Source organism: Vibrio sp. CDRSL-10 TSBA (assembly GCA_039696685.1).
GTDB lineage: Bacteria > Pseudomonadota > Gammaproteobacteria > Enterobacterales > Vibrionaceae > Vibrio.
The window spans coordinates 1,922,937-1,941,696 of sequence record CP155566.1 but is presented as its reverse complement, the minus strand read 5'-3'; the positions used below and the strand labels follow the sequence as shown (position 1 = coordinate 1,941,696).

The following is an 18,760-nucleotide window of genomic DNA, read 5'->3' as shown; positions in this document are numbered from 1 at the left end:
GACAGAGTCTGCCGGGTAACCGCCGCATAGCCCGCATAATTGACCGCTCGTTGCTTTTAACGTTTCTCGCTGATTTCAATATTGAGGGAAAGTTAGCCGCTTACGAGTTAGCGCTATGTATAACGAAACATGTACAAAAGAAAACGGCCCGCATAGCGGGCCGTTAATGAAGGATAACCGGACGGTTATCCTAACAAGCTGAACAGCAGGGCTGAGACGGCCAGTACGCCGACTAGCAGTACAAAGTATGTTCCCATGTGTTTACGATAGCCTTTCAGTGCCTCGATTTTGAAGACAGCAATCATCGGCATAATAAACAGGATCATGGCGATTACCGGCCCGGACAGAGCTTCCATCATGCCGAGAATGCTCGGGTTCATCACCGCAGCAAACCAGATAGCGATAAACATCAATGCGATGCCGAGCTTATCTGCCAGCGCAACCGGCAGTTTGGTGTACTTGGTCAGCAACCCATTCAGGCTCTCACGCGCACCCAGGAAATGGCCCAGGAATGATGATGTAATCGCAACAAAGGCAACCAAGGGGCCGAGCGTGGCGATAAACGGGTTATTGGTGGCGTTGGCGAGGTAAGACAATACCGACACATTTTGCGCTTTTGCTTCCAGCAGTTGTTGTGGCGACAGCGCGAGAACGCAGGAGAAACACGAACATCAGTACAAACGCAATCAGCATGACGCTGGTGCGCTTAAGGATTTGCTCAGATTTCACCACAGCTTGCTTGCGATAGTGACGGCGCTGAATATTGGCAAAGCTTGAAATCGCCGCGGCGTGACTGAACGAAAACACCACGACAGGAATCGCCAGCCATACGGTTTGCAGGAAATCTCCCGCCGCCGGGATGGCCAGTGATGGCATGCTCCAGTAAGGGATCAAATACAGCGACAATGCCGCCAGAATCGCTGCCAGCGGATAGACCATCACGGCAAAGGCGCGCAACATGATTTTTTCACCGCCCAGCATGATGGCAATCAGGCTAAATACCAAAACGCCGGACAGTAATGCACGCGGAGGCGATACCATCTGGGCCTGATTGACCAGAAAACTGTCGACCGTGTTGGTGATCCCAACGCCGTAAATAAGCAGGATCGGGAAGATCGACAAAAAGTAGAGCAGCGAGATCAGGCGTCCGCCGCGGGCACCGAAATGCTCTTCAACCACATCGGTAAAGTCTGCATCAGATTGTTTCGAAGACAATACGAAGCGTGCCAGACCGCGATGGGCAAGGTAAGTCATCGGGAAGGCGAGCAGTGCCATCAGCACCAGTGGCCAAAAACCGCCGAGGCCAATGTTGATCGGCAAGAATAAAATACCGGCACCAACGGCAGTGCCAAATAAGCTGAGTAACCAATGTGTATCGTGTTTGTTCCAGCCGGTTTGAGTAGTGGATACTCCAAAATCGACGGCGTCTTGAGTTTCTTTCACTGAAATAATGCCATGGTGTGAATTATAATATTGCAAATCCTACTACCATTGGCAGATATGATCACATTGTGATGCTGGTCAAATTGACTGACAGATTTGTTACTCTCTGATGAATGAGACTAGGTATTTTGCAAAATTACAGGTTATTGTTCTGTGTTTTAATCTTAAATGTGGAATAAAACACTAAAAAATATCTATTTTCTAGTGTTCAGTTGTGTTAACAAAGTGTTGCCTGCCTTTTGGTGTCTGGCATGAGCTGCGTTGGCTAACCTACAGAAATAAAAGCGCTTTGTAGTGGAGTTGTCTATGGATATGCCTCACAATTAACATCTGCCTGTTTAACAATAATAACAACTGATCATGTTTGCTAACCTGCGTGCTGAATTCATTCTGATTATCACAACCTTGCTGGCTGGTGCCGGCTGGGTCTTTTCCAAACAAGCCATTGAAGGGCTGCCGCCGATAGGCTTTATCGGTCTGCGTTTCGTTACCGCTTCGCTGCTGTTATTGCCATTCTGTTTGCCTGCGCTACGCAAAGCGCCGCGTGGCGAAATTTTGCGCTCGATGGGCGTCGGCGTCTTTCTTGGCGGCTCTATTTTCTGTTGGATCTACGCCATCTCAATCAGTGACACGCTGGGTGAGGGGGCGTTTATTATGAGTCTGTCGATGCTGTTTGTGCCCTTGGTTGCCTGGGCACTGTTTAAACGTCGTCCGGGTCGTCCGTTCTGGCTGTCTTTACCGATCGCCGTAATCGGATTGTTTTTACTGGCCTGGAACGGAGAATGGAATATTGCCGCCAATCAGATGTGGTTCCTGGTTTCGGCGGTGGGGCTGGCTGTGCATTTCAACTTTAACAGTCAGTATTCGGCGCGTTTTTCACCGATGTTGCTCACCACGCTGCAGCTGTTCGCAACCGGATGTCTGGGTTTGGTGCTCTCTTACAGTGTGGAAACCTGGCCGGAAAATGTCAGCATCATCACCTGGCAGTGGTTCGCGCTCAGTGTATTGCTGGCAACCAGTTTGCGTTATCTGATGCAGACCCTGGGGCAAAAACACGCCAATCCGACCAATGCGGCACTGCTGATGCTGCTTGAACCGGTCTGGACCATGATATTGAGTGTCTGGATTTACGATGAGTCGATGCCGCTCAATAAAATTATCGGCTGTGCGATGCTGCTTGGTTCGCTGGTACTGTACCGTCTCAGTAGCATGAGAGCTTAGTTGGTGCGGCGAGCGCTATCCAAAACACAAAATACAACATATAAAAAAGCAAAAAGGGCGCTGCGGCGCCCTTTGTCTTTTCCGTGACTATGATGCTGTCACCATCTGCACTGAATCATTAAGACCAGATTTGTTTCTCGATTTCAGTCAGGAAGCGGATTTTATCCCACTGCTGTTCGATAGTTAGTTTGTTACCCTCTTCAGTCGATGCAAAGCCACATTGCGGGCTGATGCACAGATTTTCCAGCGGTACATACTGAGTGGCTTCCTGGATGCGCGCTTTCACTTGCTCTGCATCTTCCAGTTCCGGGAACTTAGAGGTGATCAGACCCAGTACAATTTGACTGCCGTTGTTTGACCAGTGACGCAGCGGCGCGAAATCACCAGAAACGCTCTGAGTCGTACTCAAGGAAGAAGCCATCGTATTGAGTTGCAAACAGGGCTTCAGCTACTGGTTCGTAGCCGCCTGAGAACAGCCATGAAGAAGCGTGGTTACCGCGACAGATGTGAGTGGTCACGATCAGGTCTTCAGGCTTGTCACGCAGTGACTCGTTGATGATTTGCGTACATACGTTTGCAATCTCATCCGGGTTGATGCCTTTTTCGATCAGGCTTTCACGCTTGCTTGAATCGATCAGGAACGCCCAGTTGGTATCATCAAATTGCAGGTAGCGACAGCCACGTGCATAGAATGCGGCAATTGCGTCACGGTAAGTCTGCGCCAGATCCTGGTAGAACTCTTCAATTTGCGGATAAAGCTGATGAATTTTTGAAGAACCATCATTAGCCAGAACTTCCTGACGCAGAATCATGGTTGGGCTGGGAATCGTCGCTTTAGCCACAAATTCACTGTCGGTGCCCACTGCGTTAAGCAGAAATTCAAAGTGGTCCAGGAATGGGTGCTCTGGATTGAATGCAATTTTTCCGGTTGCGCGGATGTTGTAAGCCGGCGCTGCTTTACCGTGGAATTTCTGGTTGTAGCTCTCAGCCGTGTAACCTTCGATACCGGTCAGATTTTCCAGAAAGTCGATATGCCAGAAGCCGCGGCGGAACTCGCCATCAGTGATGGCTTTGATGCCGACTGCTTTTTGTTGGTCGATCAGCTCAAGAATCGCTTTATCTTCGACTTCGGTTAACTGAGCACGGTTGATGGTTCCCTCTGCAAATTCGCGGCGAGCTTGATGAAGATAAGCTGGACGAAGAAAGCTGCCTACGGAGTCAGTACGGAAAGGAGGGCGATTAGCCATGACAGATACCTCTTGTTATTTATTCTGCGTTGTTAAGGCTAGAGTAATGGATGGCTAGACGTCCTGTTAATCCATATTTTTTCATATACAACATGAAGGAAATTCATGTTGTTGTTTAATTGAGCTCAAATAACATAAGGCATAATAAAAGAACCGGAAAACGTTACAGGTTTTCCGGTTCAGAGTTTAGAGGGGTGATTAAAAATAACTGTCGGCCTGGTGGTCATTACCACAATTAACACAGATCACGCATCAGTGTTTCATACTCTTCTTTCGCTTCTTCAATCAGAGTCACGAGTTCTCGTGCATCCTGACCCTGCAGAGCAATACGCCAGTCGTGCTCGGCGTCTTGACAAGTCAGCTCAGTTTTCCGGTCCTGAGTTTTGAAACTCAGGCTTTCAAACTCACCGTCAAGTTTCGTCGCTTTCCTCCATGATATCGATGTGTAAATAACCTGTCGGATCCACCATGACCAGTGCATGGTAGTGTTCCTTTCCAGCCAAAGTGTAAGAACGATGTTTAGTGTACATAGTAAGCTCAATTGAAACGTATGAATTTACGCAGCCGTATACAGCAAGGATGCCCCAACTACAGTTTAAGTATAGCTAAGCAGGAAAAGAGCTCTTGCCGCCAGTCGGATTTTCTTAGATCGAATCTTTGTAATAGCGGGTGGATAATTAACTAAACGGAATGAAGGGTGGAAATAGTTTGATCCGGGTCAAAATGAAGGTGCTTTAGGTAAAATGTCGGCCAATCGGGTCTGAACTTTGCTTTATCGGGTCAGAGCTTTGCTTTTAACTGCTAAAGACATGAGAGGCCACGTTTATGGATCATACCTGCGATCTACAAATTGTGGTTGAGCTGTCCGGGTGATTTGTTAACAGGGTGCTTCGTTAACAAGGTGATTTGTTAACAAGGGTATTTTTGAACTGGCAATATTAAGGAGGCGGGTAGGATGTTTACCTCCCGGGATTGCCAGTTTCTATTGGTTTTGCCTCTGACTGTTATTCTGAGGCTGTTGGTGTTAATGATGTAGTCCGTGACCACCTGATCCGTAACTACTTAGTGCATTCCTGATTAGTTGTTAACGCATTGGCTTGTCACTAATAGGTTTCTGACTAATATTTCTGTGCCAAGATGGCGGTCGTATAACTATGATTTTTTCTCTGCTTGTTTCGTATCTTTCCAATATTGAATACGAACACGATGCAGTTGAGCTTTTCTCATTTTTTTCATAGTAATCTCCTTTATAAGTAACGCCCTTTGTGGGCTTATTTTCAGGTTTACTTTGCTACGCTTCAGCACTTAAGACGTTATGACTATTATTCTGCTATAACTCAGTCTGTTGTGACTCAGTCTGCTATGAGTAAGTCTGATACAACTGAGTCTGATTTAACCGAATCTGACATAACCGAAGATGCCTGCTTTTTCGCAGCACTATTCTTACAAGTTTCGATGTTTTCTTCATAACTCTGGTTTACCTTAACCAGCCTGTATGACAGTAGTGTGTCAAACCAAATCGGGTTTAACATGTCATCGAATATTCATATACATACACCCAAACCTATAGTGAATGCAAGCATTAAAATGATGTTGTGCGTAGCTGTTGGCAACTTGTGGCGTTTGCTGTGGATAAGTGTCGGTTTTATAAGGCGCAACATCAGCGTTGCGCCCCGGATTTTACTTGAATTACAAAACAGCGAGTTAAGGTAAATACATCCCCAGGGTGTTTAAAATCGGGTCTAACTCTTGCTGGTGACGGTGAGAGGTGTCGATAATTGCCCTCAGTTTCCTGCTGACTGAGGGACGATCCAAAGATAATAAAGCAGCGCCATTGGTTTTCTGCCAGGCTGAGCTGAGACAGAAAGTGAGGGTAGCTGATTTCTCCTTCTTCATAGACCAGATAATAGGTGAGCATGGTGAGTAAGCGCGGGTAACACGCTTCACGAGCGATAGGACGGGTGGATAATGTAGTGGTTAACCGTTCTTTTAGTTCACGACGAATTTCACTAAGCGAATGATCGATGATATCAGCCATAACTCTTCTCCAAGCGACGTGGTACCTTCAAGTTAGCGTAATTTCTAGCGTATAGACACTATTTTATTGCCTCGGATTCAGAATTTTGTGGTGTGCAGTTGAGCGTGGCCTTGTACCCGGCTGGAATACTAAGCCCACGTTTGTAGACCAATCCTTGGGATAATTGGTGTCTGTTGTCAGCGTTGAGGTTGCCCGCACGTCAAACGGCGGCGGGCATGGTCAGGCTATTTATTTGCAGGAAAATCAGTCTGGCTAGCAGGGAAATCAGCATGGAACAACGGTTTCAGTTGCTGATAGAGGAGGATAAAGGTTTTGCGTTTTTCCGCCAGCGTCTGGTGGGCCGCTGACTGCGGAGTGTGAGTTTCTACTAACTGCGGCTGCGAGCAGATCTGCTCAATGGAGGCACGATCGCCTTCGATGGCCAGTTGCGCCAATCGTGCCGCTCCCAGGGCCGGGCCGACATCGCCACCCTCGCGATAAACCAGATCTTTGTTGAATATATCGGTCAGCAGCTGGCGCCAGTACGGGCTGCGCGCGCCGCCGCCAATCAGGGTAATTTCTTCGGGTACGTCTCCGGTGATGTGCAGCGCGTCCAGTCCATCCTGCAGCGCGAAACCAACCCCTTCCAGAACCGCCTGGGCCAGATGGGCCGGGCTGGCGTCATGAGTTAAACCAAAAAACACCCCTTTGGCGTTCGGATTGTTGTGCGGCGTGCGCTCACCGGACAAATAAGGCAGAAAAATAACATCGGTTTGCGGGCGTTTCTTGTTCCAGTACATGCATCATCGCTGGCACGTCATCAAATCCGGTCAGCTTCGCTACCCAAGTAAGGCAGGACGCAGCACTGAGAATGACCGACATGGTGTGCCAGGTGCCAGGCAGTACATGACAAAAAGAGTGCAGGGCGGCTGTCGGGTTGGTGGTAAACCCCTGGCTGACCGCAAAGTAAACCCCGGATGTGCCCAGTGAGATCATCGCCTGACCAGGCTTGACGATCCCAACGCCTGCCGCTCCGGCCGCGTTATCACCGCCTCCGGCGACGATCGGTACGCAGGGCATCGCCAGTTTTTCTGCCAGCTCCGGGCTGAGTGTGCCGGTGATTTGATTGCCTTCAAACAGCTGTGGCATTTGCTTGCGGCTCAGGCCACAGGCTGAGAGCAGCTCATCACTCCAGTCTCGCATACCAACATCAAGCCACATGGTGCCGGCGGCATCGGACATGTCGCTAGCGAAGTTGCCGCTGAGCAGGAAGCGCAGGTAGTCTTTGGGCAGCAACACTTTAGCGACGCGTGCAAAACACTCCGGCTCATGTTTGGCGAGCCATTTCAGCTTGGGTGCGCTAAATCCCGGCATCATCAGGTTGCCGGTAATAGCGCGGCTCTCCGGCACGAGTTGCTCCAGTTCGAGGCACTCCTGTTCGCAGCGTCCGTCGTTCCATAGGATGGCAGGACGTAATACCTGGTTTGCGCTGTCGAGCAGAGTCACGCCGTGCATCTGTCCGGACAGACCAATCGCCTTGACCTGCTGCAGACTATGTTGTTTTCCCAGCTCTGACAGTGAATTGAGAGTGGCATCCCACCACTGTTTTGGGTCTTGTTCAGACCATAAAGGCTTAGGACGAGAGACTGTCATCGCTGTGGTTGCTGAGGCGAGTATCTCTCCGCTGGCAGAAAGCAGAATGGCTTTGACACCTGACGTGCCCAGATCAATCCCGATATACATAATTTATGTCCTCTTTGGCGTAGGCCAGTTTGTTATTTTTAGGGTACTGCAACCAGTCTATTCATTTGCTGTGCGGTCTCAATTATGATTTTTATTAATTGCGTTTAGATATTTAGCGACTCCCTTAATGATCACATTATTTTTTGTACGATATTGTTAAACTCCGCCAATTCTTTGACCAAGTGGTTGCTGCCTATGGATAAAAATTATCGAATCTCTTTACTATTTAATGCCAATAAAGTTTATGACCGGCAAATTATGGAGGGTATCGGCGAATATTTACACGCATCGCAAACTCATTGGGACATTTTTGTTGAAGAAGATTTCACCACCAATATTGATCATTTCCGTGCCTGGCGCGGTGACGGTGTGATTGCCGATTTTGATAATCCGGCCATCGAGTCGCTGCTCAAGGATTCGGGGATCCCGGTGGTCGGTATTGGTGGCTCTTACAAAGATGAACAGCAATACCCGGAGGTTTCCCTATGTTGCGACGGATAACTATGCGCTGGTGGAGATGGCGTTTAACCATCTCAGGGATAAGGGGATTGAAAAGTTTGCCTTTTACGGTATTCCCCATGAATCCTGGGAGCGTTGGGCTTCCGAAAGGGAAAGTGCGTTTATTAAACTGGCGACACAAAATGACTATTTTCATTCGGTCTATCGTGGCAATAAGACTAACCCGCTCAGTTGGCAATATGATATGAACCGACTGGCCGACTGGCTGCAACGTCTGCCCAACCCGATTGGGATCATTGCGGTAACGGATGCGAGGGCCAGACACATACTGCAAACCTGCGATGCGCTGGGGCTAATGGTGCCGGACCGTATCGCTGTGGTTGGTATTGATAACGAAGAGATGACGCGTTATCTCACCCGAGTATCTCTGAGCTCGGTCGGCCAGGGGTGTAAATCGATGGGCTATACCGCCGCCAAGATGCTGCATCGTTTGCTGGATAAGAAAGAGCAAGGCGAGGCGATGACCATCAATCCTGCCCGGGTGTTGATCCCGCCAACTAAGGTGTTTGAACGAGAGAGTTCGGATTTTCAGGCTCTCAACGATCCTTACGTGATTCAGGCGCTACATTTTATCCGTCATAACGCCTGTAAAGGGATCAAAGTCGAGCAGGTACTGCATCATGTCGGTATCTCCCGTTCCAATTTGGAAGCGCGTTTTCGCCAGGAGCGCGGGTACTCCATCCACAATGAAATTCATGAAGCAAAATTAGAACGAGCGAAAAATTTATTGATTTCCACTGAATTGCCGATTGCAGAAATCGCTCAGGCATGTGGCTACCCATCATTGCAATATATGTATTCGGTATTCAAGAAAGCGTTTGGTAAAACGCCCAAAGAATATCGCTCGAACGGAAGTGAAGAAAATAATTAATTCAGTTCACTAACGCTGCCAATAAATAAGCCTGCTATTTGCAGGCTTATTATTTTTTCAGACTGAGTACTTGGTTTAGATTTAGTTCTTGGTTCCAAATTGAGTACTCAGTTCAGATTTAATGATTAGTAATAATCTTCTCTTCACCGGGTTTGGGAGATTTCTCCCATAATTCTTCCAGTTCCTCAAGCGATTTACCTTTGGTTTCCGGTACCCACTTGTAGATAAAGTAAATGGTAAAGATACCCATCACGCCGTATAACCAGAACGGAAAGCCACCGTTAAAGGTTTGGTACACACTGCTTTGTGGATCGTTCATCATCGGGAAAGTCTGCGAGACCACAAAGTTTGCGGCCCATTGAGCAAACACGGCGATTGACAATGCTTTAGAACGAATACTGTTAGGGAAAATTTCTGACAGCAACACCCAGACCACTGGACCAAGTGACAGCGCAAATGCACCGATGTAGAGCAGTACGAAGATCAGCAGATATCCGCCGATAGCATTGAGATAAGCCGCGGTACCAATCGCAATCATACTGACCGCCATTAAGGCTGCACCCAGCATCATCAGCGGGCGACGGCCGAATTTATCCACGGTCACAATCGCAACGACAGTAAAGCCGAGGTTGACGGCACCGACCAGAATGGTTTGCAGCAATGCAATATCGATACTGGAGTTACTAAAGCCTTTCAGAATGGTCGGAGCGTAATACAGGAATACGTTGATGCCGGTGACCTGCTGCAGCACACTGAGCATAATCCCGATCACCAGTACACCAAAGAATCCGCTGGCGACAATCGATGTGCTGTTGTGTTGCTTGAATGAAGACTGGATGTCCTGCCATTGGTGATCGACATCTGCACCGTTACCATTGTTAAGTGCTTTAAGCAGTGAGTAAGCCTCATCGTTTCTGCCCCGCATCGCCAGCCAGCGTGGCGTTTCCGGTACAGTAAACAGCAGCAGCAGGAAACAGGCCCGCCGGAATCACCTCAGAAGCAAACATATAGCGCCAGCCGGTGGTATTAAGCCAGGTTTCAGTGCCAATCAGAGCGATACCGTAGTTAACGAAATAGACCACCAGCATGCCGAAGATGATCGCAAACTGGTTACAGGCGACCAGTCCGCCACGCTTTTTCGGCGGGGCGACTTCCGCAATGTACATTGGCGAAACCATGGACGCGATACCGACACCGACACCCCCGATAATACGGTAGATGACGAAGGTCCAGTAGCTTTCCGGAATCGCTGAACCGACGGCTGAGATCAGAAACAGCAAGGCAGCGATTTTCAGTGCGCCACGCCGGCCGTAACGGCTACTGAAATCACCGGCGACAATGGCACCCAGTACACAGCCGATCAGAGCGGAAGAGGCGGCAAAACCGAGTTCGGCCGGAGTCAGTTGGAAATAGGATTGTAGTGCTTCGGTTGCTCCTGATATGACGGCAGTGTCATAACCAAATAAGAGCCCACCGAGTGCTACCACCAGAGTCAGGCGCAGCACGTTGACTTTATTATTCATGTTTATTCCTCGTTATATTTTTTGTAGGGCGCTAATATTCTTGTAAGTAAATCCTGATAAATAAATTACGGAATAAATCATCATCATTATGATATTTTGTAATTGTGATCTTAAAGTTACTTTTTAAGTAAGTCATTGTTTTGTTTGGTATTGATTTGGAAGTGTGGCGAGTATCACAGTTGAAAGATATCTGAACTAGGTTGCGAAAATTCGTAATTGAAGATTCTCTGTTATCAATGAAAATAAAGTTATTCCTGACGTTTGATTGATGGAACGTTATTCAAATGCAACGGATTGACACACTCACTAAAATAACGAGAGCAAGATTATGAATGATTTTTTTCCTAATGTAGATTCCATAAAGTTTGAAGGCCCTGAATCCAATAACCCGCTGGCATTCCGTCATTACAATCCGGATCAGATGGTGATGGGCAAATCGATGAAAGACCATCTGCGGTTTGCCGCTTGTTACTGGCACAACTTTGTCTGGCCGGGCTCTGATGTATTTGGTAACGGTACCTTTGACCGCCCTTGGCAAAAAGCGGGCAGTGAGATGGAACTGGCAATGATGAAAGCCGACGTGGCGTTTGAATTTTACAAAAAACTTAACGTACCGTTTTACTGCTTCCACGATGTGGATGTAGCGCCGGAAGGCAACAGCATCAAAGAGTATGTGAATAACTTTGCCCGCATGGTCGATAAGCTGGAAGCCAAACAGCAGGAAAGTGGCGTCAAATTGTTGTGGGGTACGGCGAATGCTTTCTCTAACCCTCGCTACATGGCTGGTGCAGGCACTAACCCGGATCCGAAAGTATTTGCTTACGCGGCAACCCAAATCTTTAACGCGATGAATGCCACCCAGCGTCTGGGCGGCGAAAACTACGTGTTGTGGGGCGGCCGTGAAGGTTACGAAACTCTGCTTAATACTGATTTACGTCAGGAAACGCGAACAACTGGGTCGCCTGATGCAAATGGTGGTTGAGCATAAACATAAAATTGGCTTCAAAGGCACGATTCTGATCGAACCTAAGCCGCAGGAACCGACCAAACACCAGTACGACTACGATACCGCTACTGTGTACGGTTTCCTGAAACAGTTTGGTCTGGAAAATGAAGTGAAGGTCAACATCGAAGCGAACCACGCTACACTGGCAGGCCATAGCTTCCAGCATGAAATTGCGACCGCAACATCTCTGGGTATCTTTGGTTCAGTCGATGCTAACCGTGGTGACCCACAACTGGGCTGGGATACCGACCAGTTCCCGAACAGTGTGGAAGAAAACACTCTGGTGATGTACGAAATTCTCAAATCAGGTGGCTTTACCACCGGTGGTCTGAACTTTGATGCACGTCTGCGCCGTCCGTCTATCGACCCTGAAGATCTGTTCTACGGTCATATCGGTGGTATGGATACCATGGCGCTGGCTCTGAAAAAAGCAGCTCGTATGCTGGAAGATGACAAACTGGGCAAAAATATCGCGCAACGTTACGCTGGCTGGAATGAGCCGCTGGGTAAAGCGATTCTGTCCGGCGATCACAATCTGGAAACTCTGGCAAAATACGCGGTCGATAATGAAATTCAGCCACAGCGTGAGTCCGGTAAACAAGAGTATCTGGAAAACGTGGTTAACCGATATATTTTCGATTAACCAATATATTTTCGACTAAACCCAAGGGTGATGAGACCCTAAGTTTAGCGCTGTCACTTCATTTCGTCTGTAGGGGACGGAAAGTCGGGTAGGGCAGAAGTGACAGCGGTCGGGCTGGTCACAGGCACTGAATAATATTCAGCCACCTGTGCCCAGCCCGATTTTTTATGCTCGAAGCCGAAGTCGGTATGCCTGTTAACGTGACATACACCTTACAGCGTACAGCTTTTTAGTATCAGGCGGCAGCGAGCGCACGTTGAATTTTCGGACGTACGATGAAGACCATGATCATGGCAATCAGGTAACCCAGTGGCAGAGCTTTGAGCAGAGTCAGCGCCCAGAAAGCGATGAACTGGCTGGCACTGTCTGCCTGTGAAGTGGAAAGCACGGACATCAGGCTGATGATTGATTCCAGGCTCAGCGCAATCAAACCACATAAAATCAGTTTGCGGCTTAACGGCTGAATATGAGGCAGACGGCGTTCAACCAACTGCGCCAGTTTCATGATCAGCAAGCCGGCAATCGGCAGGATCACGACCAGAGAGAATAAGAATGACTTCAGCCATTGGCTAGCGAATTCAGCACTCAGGCCGTGGTTAATGTAGGTAATGAAAGCTGAGATGCTCGCCACAATACAGACAGGAGCAGGCAAGGTGATAGCCAGTTTTTTTAGATTCATATGGTCGATTCGGTTATTAGTTGATATAGTCAACTATATTAAGGCGATTAGTTGACAATATCAACCATATGAAAAGTAGTCCTTTAGAGCATCATGTCGCTTACCTGACTCAGTGCATGCGTGAAAATATTACCCAGGAGCTAGAAAAGCAGGGAGTAGACCTGCCGTTTTTTCAGGGTTTGGCTTTGCATTACATTGCGACTCATGTGCCGTGCACCGCGCATGATGTGGCCATGGCGATTAAAAAAGATAAGGCGCAGATTACTCGTTTGATCAATGAGCTGATCAAGCAAGGTTTGGTAGATCGGATGAAAAATCCGCACGACAAACGTGAATTGATACTGTCGCTGACCGATTCGGGTCAGGCGCTGGCACTGCAGATAAAAGAGGCGCGCCGCGCGGTATCGACGCGAATGACCGAGGGGCTGGATTATGAGCAGCAAGCGCAGATGAAGCAGTGGCTGGTGATGATGACTGCAAACCTGACGCGTTCCGACTGACGCTCGATTAGCGAACACACATCAGATGTTAAGTGGTAAACTATCCGCTTAGTTTCGCGTCAATCCTATAGTTAGAGTCGTACTCATGGTTAGAGAAAATATTTCGTTAAAGGGAGCTAAGGTCGAGGGCCTGAAGAAAACACGCACTAATGTCGAGCCCGGTACCCGGCGGCGTAAAAAGTTTGCGGACAAAAGACAATTTATTCTTGAAACCGCATTGTCTGTATTCTCAAAGTTTGGCTTTCATGGCACGACCATGGAGCAGATTGCCACGGCCGCAGATATTTCCAAAACCAACCTGTTTTACTATTTCAAAAGTAAAGAGGCACTCTATCTGACCATTCTGGAGAATATTCTCAATGACTGGCTGGCGCCAATTGGCAGTTTTGAAGAGCCGGATGATCCCAAAACCGCTCTGGAAAAGTACATTCGTCTTAAGCTGGAGTTATCGCGCGATCAACCTCAGGCTTCGCGTCTGTTCTGCCTGGAAATCATCCAGGGTGCACCGATCCTGAAAAATTATCTCTCCGGTCCGCTTAAACAGATCATGAGCGAAAAGTCGAAAGTGATTGAGCAGTGGATAAGCCAAGGCAAACTAAAGCCCATCGAAACCCGCTCAACTGATCTTTATTATCTGGTCTACGACCCAGCACTACGCTGATTTCAGCGTTCAGGTGAAAGCGATTACCGGTAAAGATCTTAATAACAAAGAATTTTTTGAAGATACCTGCCAGACTATTCAGGGAGTGGTATTGGGCAGTCTGTTCTGACTCTTATCCATCCTCAATCTCTTATTTATCCTTGATTATGATTTGGCGCGTCATCTGACGCGCCTTTTTCTTTCCTTTTTCAGTTTCTCGTTGTACCGCTTCATCCTCTTCGTATCGCTTTTCCTGCACGCCTGTCCGTTTTCTCCTTGTCCGTTTTAACATCGATTTGAGCAAAAATTGCGCACTCAATTAGTGCTATTGCACCATTTTTATTGCAACAAAACAGACCAAATGGTCTGTTTTAGATTATATGGTTTGATTTAAATCATTGTTATATAAGTTAAATTAACTTTTGGCATAAAGATTGATTAGGATCAATGCGAAGAGCAGATAAATGCATGTCGAAAAAAGGAGTTTCTATGCAGATTGGAGTATTCATTCCCATTGGCAATAACGGCTGGCTGATTTCAGAAAATGCCCCGCAATACATGCCAACCTTCGAGTTGAACAAAGAGATTGTGCTGCGCGCGGAACATTACGGATTAGATTTCGCGTTATCCATGATTAAGTTACGCGGTTTTGGCGGCAAAACTGAGTTCTGGGAACACAACCTGGAATCTTTCACCCTGATGGCTGGTCTGGCGGCCGTGACCTCAAAAATTAAGCTGTTCGCAACCGCGGCGACTTTAACCCTGCCACCAGCGATTACCGCGCGTATGGCATCGACGATTGATTCCATTTCCAACGGCCGTTTTGGCGTCAACCTGGTCACAGGTTGGCAAAAGCCGGAGTACACCCAGATGGGGCTATGGCCGGGCGATGAGTTTTTCGCGTCGCGCTATGACTATCTATCTGAATACGCTCAGGTATTGCGTGATTTGTGGGACGAAGGGGTTTCTGATCTGAAAGGTGATTACTTCACCATGCAAGATTGTCGTTTGAGCCCGCGTCCGCAGGACACGATGAAAATTATCTGTGCCGGTTCCAGTGATGCCGGGATGGCATTTTCGGCCCAATACGCCGATCACAACTTTGTGTTTGGCAAAGGTGTGAATACGCCGAAAGCCTTCGCGCCGGCCGCTGATCGCCTGCTTGAAGCGACGCAAAAAACGCAGCGTGACGTGAGCTCATTTGTGCTGTTTATGGTCATCGCTGATGAAAGCGATGAAGCCGCCCGGGCGAAATGGGAAAGCTATAAAGAAGGTAAAGACGTCGAAGCGCTCAAGTGGCTCGGTGACCAGGCGGCCAAAGACACCACCTCTGGTTCGGATACCAACGTGCGCCAGATGTCGGATCCGACCTCAGCGGTCAATATCAACATGGGCACGCTGGTGGGCTCTTACGAAAACGTGGCCAGGATGCTGGATGAAGTGGCCGAAGTCGAAGGTACCGGCGGTGTGCTGCTGACATTCGATGACTTTATCAGCGGCGTGACCGCTTTTGGTGAGCGTATTCAGCCGCTGATGAAAACCCGTCAACACATTGGTTATCAGGGAGAGTACGCAGCATGAGTCACGACGCGATTTCCGGCTACACACTAAATCACAGCGATTCCCCTTTGGTGGTCAAAGCCGAGCCTGAAGCCTTAGCGATTAAACCGAGTGAAACTGCGCTGATTGTGGTGGATATGCAAAACGCCTATGCCAGCCAGCAAGGCTATCTCGATCTGGCCGGATTTGATGTTTCCGCCACCGGCCCGGTGATTGAAAACATTAACCGTGCGATTGCGTTGTCCCGTCAGGCAGGGATGCAGATCGTGTTTCTGCAAAATGGCTGGGATGCCGATTATGTTGAAGCGGGTGGCGCAGGTTCACCGAACTGGCATAAATCCAATGCGCTGAAAACCATGCGCAGTAAGCCGGAGTTATCCGGCCAGTTTCTGGCCAAAGGTGGTTGGGATTATGCCCTGGTGGATGAGATTGTTCCGCAAGAAGGAGACTGGGTAATCCCTAAAACGCGTTACAGCGGTTTCTTTAATACTAACCTCGACACCATGCTGCGCGCACGTGGGATCCGTAACTTAGTGTTTACCGGTATCGCCACCAACGTGTGTGTTGAATCGACCCTGCGCGACGGCTTTCATCTCGAATATTTCGGCCTGGTTTTATCGGATGCGACGCATCCGGCAGGCCCGATGGCAGCGCATGAAGCTGCGCTGTTCAATATCCGTACTTTTTTTGGCTGGGTTTCCAATCTGGAAGATTACGCCCAGGCTCTGGCAAATAAATAAAGGAGATTATTATGCCTAAACAAATCGTTGTCCCTGAAGGAACCGGTACACCTCTTGCCCCGTATTCCCCGGGTACTCAAGCCGATGGAGTGGTGTATGTGTCCGGCACACTGCCGTTCGACCACGACAACAATGTGGTGTTTCCCGGTGATGCGGCGGCGCAGACCCGTCATGTCCTCAACACCATTAAAGATGTGGTGGAAGAAGCCGGCGGCACCATGGCTGATGTGACTTTCAACATGATTATGATCCGGGACTGGAAGGACTACGCAATGATTAATGCGGTGTACGCGGATTTCTTCCCGGGCGATAAACCGGCGCGTTATTGCATTCAGTGTGGTCTGGTGAAAGAAGAAGCCTTGATCGAGATTGCTTCGATTGCCCATGTTGGCCAGGCGTAAACGCACAGAGTGAGGTAGGGCAGCATGTATTTTGAGATCCATGGCGATAATCACCCTGAAACTGTTTTGCTTTCATCCGGTCTGGGCGGCTCCCACCACTACTGGGACAGTCTGGTCCCTGAGCTGGCAACGCGCTTCAGAGTGGTGGTGTACGACCAGTTTCGGAACCGGCAACAGCGATGGTGCGATTAGTGAGGGTTACAGTGTCACGGATATGGCGCAGGAAGTGAATGCGTTGCTAAGCACCACTAAAACGCAGCAAGTACATTTCATTGGTCATGCATTAGGCGGTTTGATCGGCTTGCAACTGGCGCTCGATGCCCCGCAGAAAGTGGCCAGTCTGCTGCTGATCAACAGTTGGGAGAAAACCGATGACCATACCCGGCTCTGCTTTGAGATCAGAAAGCGCTTATTGCAGGAGTCCGGAGTCGAGATGTTCGTCAAAGCCCAGCCGCTGTTTTTATACCCGGCGCAATGGATCAAACAGCATGCTGCACTACTGAGTGAAGAGGCGCAAAAAATGATTGCTGCCTTTGCCGATACAACAAATTTGCGCAGACGTATTGCGGCCATCGAGCAATTTGATCTCTCCGGGCAGTTGCAGAATATAGGTTGTCCGACCGGTATTATTGCCAGTCGTGATGACTTATTAGTGCCTTATTCATGTTCGGAGCGATTAAATCAGGCCATACCCGATTCATCGTTATATTTTATGCCGTATGGCGGGCATGCCTGCAATATTACTGAACCGGAAGAATTCACAAAGATACTCGATCATTTTTACAGCTAAATGCATTAATAAATATATTTACTCACCAGAAATATTGATACGCAGGAGACAACAAATGAGTCACATCATGGATGAGGCAGCACTGAAACAATTATTTACTGAGGCGCGTACTCATAATGGCTGGCTGGATAAAGCCGTCAGTCAGGAGCAAATTGAGCAGCTCTATCAACTGACGTGTATGGGGCCGACATCCGCCAACTGTTTCTCCGGCGCGTTTTGTGTTTGTCACTTCAGCAGAAGGGAAAGCCCGTTTGGCACCCACTTTATCCAAAGGCAATCTGGACAAAACCCTGTCTGCACCTGTAACTGTGATTGTCGCTTATGACAGTCAGTTTTACGATGCGCTGCCCGCACTGTTTCCGCACGGCGATGCGAAAAGCTGGTTCACGTCCAGTGAGGCGCTGGCCCAGGAAACCGCAATGCGCAACAGTTCAATGCAGGCGGGATATATGATTCTGGCCGCGCGTGCCATGGGGCTGGATACCGGTCCGCTGTCAGGTTTCGACCCGCAAGCGGTGGATGAAACCTTCTTTGCCGGCACCAGCTGGAAAACTAACCTGATGATCAATATTGGCTATGGCGACAGCAGCAAACTGTATGGTCGTTTACCGCGTTTAACTTTCGAGGAGGCATGCCGTTATGAGTGAAATGAGTCTGGATTTAGTTGTCAGTGAACCGGTCAGTAATGAGATGAATTTTACCGAGTTTGCTCAGGTGGCAGATAACGGAGTGCAGGCCTTTAAAGATGGCATGGCAAGCCTGGGGTCTGCGGTTAATGTCGTCACCACAATCGTTGACGGGCAGGCCGCCGGATTTACCGCAACGGCGGTGACCAGTGTGACCGACACGCCACCGACGCTGTTGGTGTGTTTAAACCGATCTTCATCGGTGTTTGAGGTATTCGATCAAGCGCAAACCTTGTGCGTCAACACGTTAGCGGCGGACCAGGCGCAAGTGTCCGGCTTATTTGCCGGTAAGCTCAGCCAGCAGGAGCGCTTCGACAGCGTGGCATGGCAATCATTTGTCACCGGCGCGCCGGTGTTAGCGGCCAGCTCGACCGCATTTGACTGCAAAATTGCGTCGCGCGCGACGGTCGGCACGCACGAAGTGTTTTTCTGTGAAATTGTGGGTATTGGCGCTGCTCAGCAGGTCTCCAACCTGGTGTATTTTGATCGTCGCTATCACAAATTAACCTGATCACCGCCGGAGGCTGAATC

The 18,760-nt window shown here is 48.8% G+C and carries 22 protein-coding genes and 1 pseudogene; 13 read left to right on the top strand and 10 right to left on the bottom strand.

Features of this window, described 5'->3' with window-relative positions; translation table 11 throughout:
* Positions 1–185 precede the first annotated feature (185 nt).
* Positions 186–1,443: pseudogene (locus ABDK09_16500) on the bottom strand (aromatic amino acid transport family protein).
* 360 nt (positions 1,444–1,803) lie between these two features.
* Between ABDK09_16500 and ABDK09_16495 the strand changes: the two are divergent.
* Positions 1,804–2,664, top strand: a complete 861-nt coding sequence (locus ABDK09_16495; GenBank protein ID XAW88658.1) for a DMT family transporter — start codon at positions 1,804–1,806, stop codon at positions 2,662–2,664.
* Between the two features lie 118 nt (positions 2,665–2,782).
* Here the strand turns inward: ABDK09_16495 and ABDK09_16490 are convergent, their stop codons facing one another.
* From ABDK09_16490 to xylB, 6 genes are all read right to left on the bottom strand, one after another.
* Positions 2,783–3,073 carry a hypothetical protein gene (locus ABDK09_16490; GenBank protein XAW88657.1) on the bottom strand — a complete coding sequence of 97 codons (291 nt, stop codon included), beginning with the start codon at positions 3,071–3,073 and terminating at the stop codon, positions 2,783–2,785.
* Positions 3,045–3,911 carry a 5-methyltetrahydropteroyltriglutamate--homocysteine S-methyltransferase gene (locus ABDK09_16485; GenBank protein XAW88656.1) on the bottom strand — a complete coding sequence of 289 codons (867 nt, stop codon included), beginning with the start codon at positions 3,909–3,911 and terminating at the stop codon, positions 3,045–3,047. The genes ABDK09_16490 and ABDK09_16485 overlap by 29 nt, the downstream gene beginning before the upstream one ends.
* A 235-nt stretch (positions 3,912–4,146) precedes the next feature.
* Positions 4,147–4,392, bottom strand: a complete 246-nt coding sequence (locus tag ABDK09_16480) for a hypothetical protein (protein XAW88655.1) — start codon at positions 4,390–4,392, stop codon at positions 4,147–4,149.
* A gap of 1,179 nt (positions 4,393–5,571) precedes the next feature.
* On the bottom strand, positions 5,572–5,949 hold the full coding sequence (locus ABDK09_16475) for a hypothetical protein (protein ID XAW88654.1): 378 nt from the start codon (positions 5,947–5,949) through the stop codon (positions 5,572–5,574).
* Between the two features lie 224 nt (positions 5,950–6,173).
* Complete coding sequence (locus ABDK09_16470) at positions 6,174–6,728, bottom strand: FGGY-family carbohydrate kinase (GenBank protein ID XAW88653.1); 555 nt, start codon at positions 6,726–6,728, stop codon at positions 6,174–6,176.
* Complete coding sequence (xylB, locus tag ABDK09_16465; protein XAW88652.1) at positions 6,667–7,671, bottom strand: xylulokinase; 1,005 nt, start codon at positions 7,669–7,671, stop codon at positions 6,667–6,669. Before xylB ends, ABDK09_16470 begins: the two co-directional genes overlap by 62 nt.
* 195 nt (positions 7,672–7,866) lie before the next feature.
* On the opposite strand from xylB, the gene ABDK09_16460 reads away from it, so the two are divergent.
* Positions 7,867–8,172 (top strand): XylR family transcriptional regulator, encoded by a 306-nt coding sequence (locus ABDK09_16460; protein XAW88651.1) that lies wholly within the window; start codon positions 7,867–7,869, stop codon positions 8,170–8,172.
* Positions 8,129–9,061 (top strand): substrate-binding domain-containing protein, encoded by a 933-nt coding sequence (locus ABDK09_16455; protein XAW88650.1) that lies wholly within the window; start codon positions 8,129–8,131, stop codon positions 9,059–9,061. Before ABDK09_16460 ends, ABDK09_16455 begins: the two co-directional genes overlap by 44 nt.
* Before the next feature lie 118 nt (positions 9,062–9,179).
* Here ABDK09_16455 and ABDK09_16450 read toward each other — a convergent pair whose 3' ends face one another.
* The gene (locus ABDK09_16450; GenBank protein ID XAW88649.1) at positions 9,180–9,986 is read right to left on the bottom strand and encodes an MFS transporter; all 807 of its coding nucleotides are present in this window, start codon (positions 9,984–9,986) and stop codon (positions 9,180–9,182) included.
* Positions 9,967–10,584, bottom strand: a complete 618-nt coding sequence (locus ABDK09_16445) for an MFS transporter (GenBank protein XAW88648.1) — start codon at positions 10,582–10,584, stop codon at positions 9,967–9,969. Before ABDK09_16445 ends, ABDK09_16450 begins: the two co-directional genes overlap by 20 nt.
* A 328-nt stretch (positions 10,585–10,912) precedes the next feature.
* On the opposite strand from ABDK09_16445, the gene ABDK09_16440 reads away from it, so the two are divergent.
* Positions 10,913–11,566 carry a xylose isomerase gene (locus ABDK09_16440; GenBank protein ID XAW88647.1) on the top strand — a complete coding sequence of 218 codons (654 nt, stop codon included), beginning with the start codon at positions 10,913–10,915 and terminating at the stop codon, positions 11,564–11,566.
* Positions 11,550–12,233: a xylose isomerase gene (locus ABDK09_16435; protein XAW88646.1), complete on the top strand. Its 684-nt coding sequence runs from the start codon at positions 11,550–11,552 to the stop codon at positions 12,231–12,233. Before ABDK09_16440 ends, ABDK09_16435 begins: the two co-directional genes overlap by 17 nt.
* 235 nt (positions 12,234–12,468) lie before the next feature.
* Here the strand turns inward: ABDK09_16435 and ABDK09_16430 are convergent, their stop codons facing one another.
* Complete coding sequence (locus tag ABDK09_16430) at positions 12,469–12,912, bottom strand: DUF2798 domain-containing protein (GenBank protein XAW88645.1); 444 nt, start codon at positions 12,910–12,912, stop codon at positions 12,469–12,471.
* A 68-nt stretch (positions 12,913–12,980) separates the two neighbouring features.
* Here ABDK09_16430 and ABDK09_16425 point away from each other — a divergent pair, with 68 nt between their 5' ends.
* The 8 genes from ABDK09_16425 to ABDK09_16390 all read left to right on the top strand — a co-directional run bounded on the left by ABDK09_16425 (position 12,981) and on the right by ABDK09_16390 (position 18,740).
* Positions 12,981–13,412, top strand: a complete 432-nt coding sequence (locus ABDK09_16425) for a MarR family transcriptional regulator (protein ID XAW88644.1) — start codon at positions 12,981–12,983, stop codon at positions 13,410–13,412.
* An 85-nt stretch (positions 13,413–13,497) separates the two neighbouring features.
* On the top strand, positions 13,498–14,073 hold the full coding sequence (locus tag ABDK09_16420) for a TetR family transcriptional regulator C-terminal domain-containing protein (protein ID XAW88643.1): 576 nt from the start codon (positions 13,498–13,500) through the stop codon (positions 14,071–14,073).
* Positions 14,074–14,541: 468 nt separating this feature from the next.
* The gene (gene rutA / locus ABDK09_16415; GenBank protein ID XAW88642.1) at positions 14,542–15,633 is read left to right on the top strand and encodes a pyrimidine utilization protein A; all 1,092 of its coding nucleotides are present in this window, start codon (positions 14,542–14,544) and stop codon (positions 15,631–15,633) included.
* Positions 15,630–16,352 carry a pyrimidine utilization protein B gene (gene rutB, locus ABDK09_16410; protein ID XAW88641.1) on the top strand — a complete coding sequence of 241 codons (723 nt, stop codon included), beginning with the start codon at positions 15,630–15,632 and terminating at the stop codon, positions 16,350–16,352. Before rutA ends, rutB begins: the two co-directional genes overlap by 4 nt.
* A gap of 11 nt (positions 16,353–16,363) precedes the next feature.
* On the top strand, positions 16,364–16,753 hold the full coding sequence (rutC, locus tag ABDK09_16405) for a pyrimidine utilization protein C (GenBank protein XAW88640.1): 390 nt from the start codon (positions 16,364–16,366) through the stop codon (positions 16,751–16,753).
* A 40-nt stretch (positions 16,754–16,793) separates the two neighbouring features.
* Positions 16,794–17,543 carry a pyrimidine utilization protein D gene (gene rutD / locus ABDK09_16400; GenBank protein ID XAW88639.1) on the top strand — a complete coding sequence of 250 codons (750 nt, stop codon included), beginning with the start codon at positions 16,794–16,796 and terminating at the stop codon, positions 17,541–17,543.
* Positions 17,544–17,761: 218 nt separating this feature from the next.
* Positions 17,762–18,190, top strand: a complete 429-nt coding sequence (locus ABDK09_16395; GenBank protein XAW88638.1) for a malonic semialdehyde reductase — start codon at positions 17,762–17,764, stop codon at positions 18,188–18,190.
* Complete coding sequence (locus tag ABDK09_16390; protein XAW88637.1) at positions 18,183–18,740, top strand: flavin reductase; 558 nt, start codon at positions 18,183–18,185, stop codon at positions 18,738–18,740. Before ABDK09_16395 ends, ABDK09_16390 begins: the two co-directional genes overlap by 8 nt.
* Positions 18,741–18,760 lie beyond the last annotated feature (20 nt).

Coding starts and splice junctions, on each gene's coding strand:
- rutB (XAW88641.1), top strand. CDS start 15,630: ATGAGTCACGACGCGATTTCCGGCTACACACTAAATCACAGCGATTCC.
- rutA (XAW88642.1), top strand. CDS start 14,542: ATGCAGATTGGAGTATTCATTCCCATTGGCAATAACGGCTGGCTGATT.
- ABDK09_16480 (XAW88655.1), bottom strand. CDS start 4,392: ATGCACTGGTCATGGTGGATCCGACAGGTTATTTACACATCGATATCA.
- ABDK09_16470 (XAW88653.1), bottom strand. CDS start 6,728: ATGTACTGGAACAAGAAACGCCCGCAAACCGATGTTATTTTTCTGCCT.
- ABDK09_16420 (XAW88643.1), top strand. CDS start 13,498: ATGGTTAGAGAAAATATTTCGTTAAAGGGAGCTAAGGTCGAGGGCCTG.
- ABDK09_16455 (XAW88650.1), top strand. CDS start 8,129: ATGAACAGCAATACCCGGAGGTTTCCCTATGTTGCGACGGATAACTAT.
- ABDK09_16425 (XAW88644.1), top strand. CDS start 12,981: ATGAAAAGTAGTCCTTTAGAGCATCATGTCGCTTACCTGACTCAGTGC.
- ABDK09_16440 (XAW88647.1), top strand. CDS start 10,913: ATGAATGATTTTTTTCCTAATGTAGATTCCATAAAGTTTGAAGGCCCT.
- ABDK09_16475 (XAW88654.1), bottom strand. CDS start 5,949: ATGGCTGATATCATCGATCATTCGCTTAGTGAAATTCGTCGTGAACTA.
- rutC (XAW88640.1), top strand. CDS start 16,364: ATGCCTAAACAAATCGTTGTCCCTGAAGGAACCGGTACACCTCTTGCC.
- ABDK09_16435 (XAW88646.1), top strand. CDS start 11,550: ATGCAAATGGTGGTTGAGCATAAACATAAAATTGGCTTCAAAGGCACG.
- ABDK09_16390 (XAW88637.1), top strand. CDS start 18,183: ATGAGTGAAATGAGTCTGGATTTAGTTGTCAGTGAACCGGTCAGTAAT.
- ABDK09_16485 (XAW88656.1), bottom strand. CDS start 3,911: ATGGCTAATCGCCCTCCTTTCCGTACTGACTCCGTAGGCAGCTTTCTT.
- xylB (XAW88652.1), bottom strand. CDS start 7,671: ATGTATATCGGGATTGATCTGGGCACGTCAGGTGTCAAAGCCATTCTG.
- ABDK09_16430 (XAW88645.1), bottom strand. CDS start 12,912: ATGAATCTAAAAAAACTGGCTATCACCTTGCCTGCTCCTGTCTGTATT.
- rutD (XAW88639.1), top strand. CDS start 16,794: ATGGCGATAATCACCCTGAAACTGTTTTGCTTTCATCCGGTCTGGGCG.
- ABDK09_16450 (XAW88649.1), bottom strand. CDS start 9,986: ATGCGGGGCAGAAACGATGAGGCTTACTCACTGCTTAAAGCACTTAAC.
- ABDK09_16445 (XAW88648.1), bottom strand. CDS start 10,584: ATGAATAATAAAGTCAACGTGCTGCGCCTGACTCTGGTGGTAGCACTC.
- ABDK09_16460 (XAW88651.1), top strand. CDS start 7,867: ATGGATAAAAATTATCGAATCTCTTTACTATTTAATGCCAATAAAGTT.
- ABDK09_16495 (XAW88658.1), top strand. CDS start 1,804: ATGTTTGCTAACCTGCGTGCTGAATTCATTCTGATTATCACAACCTTG.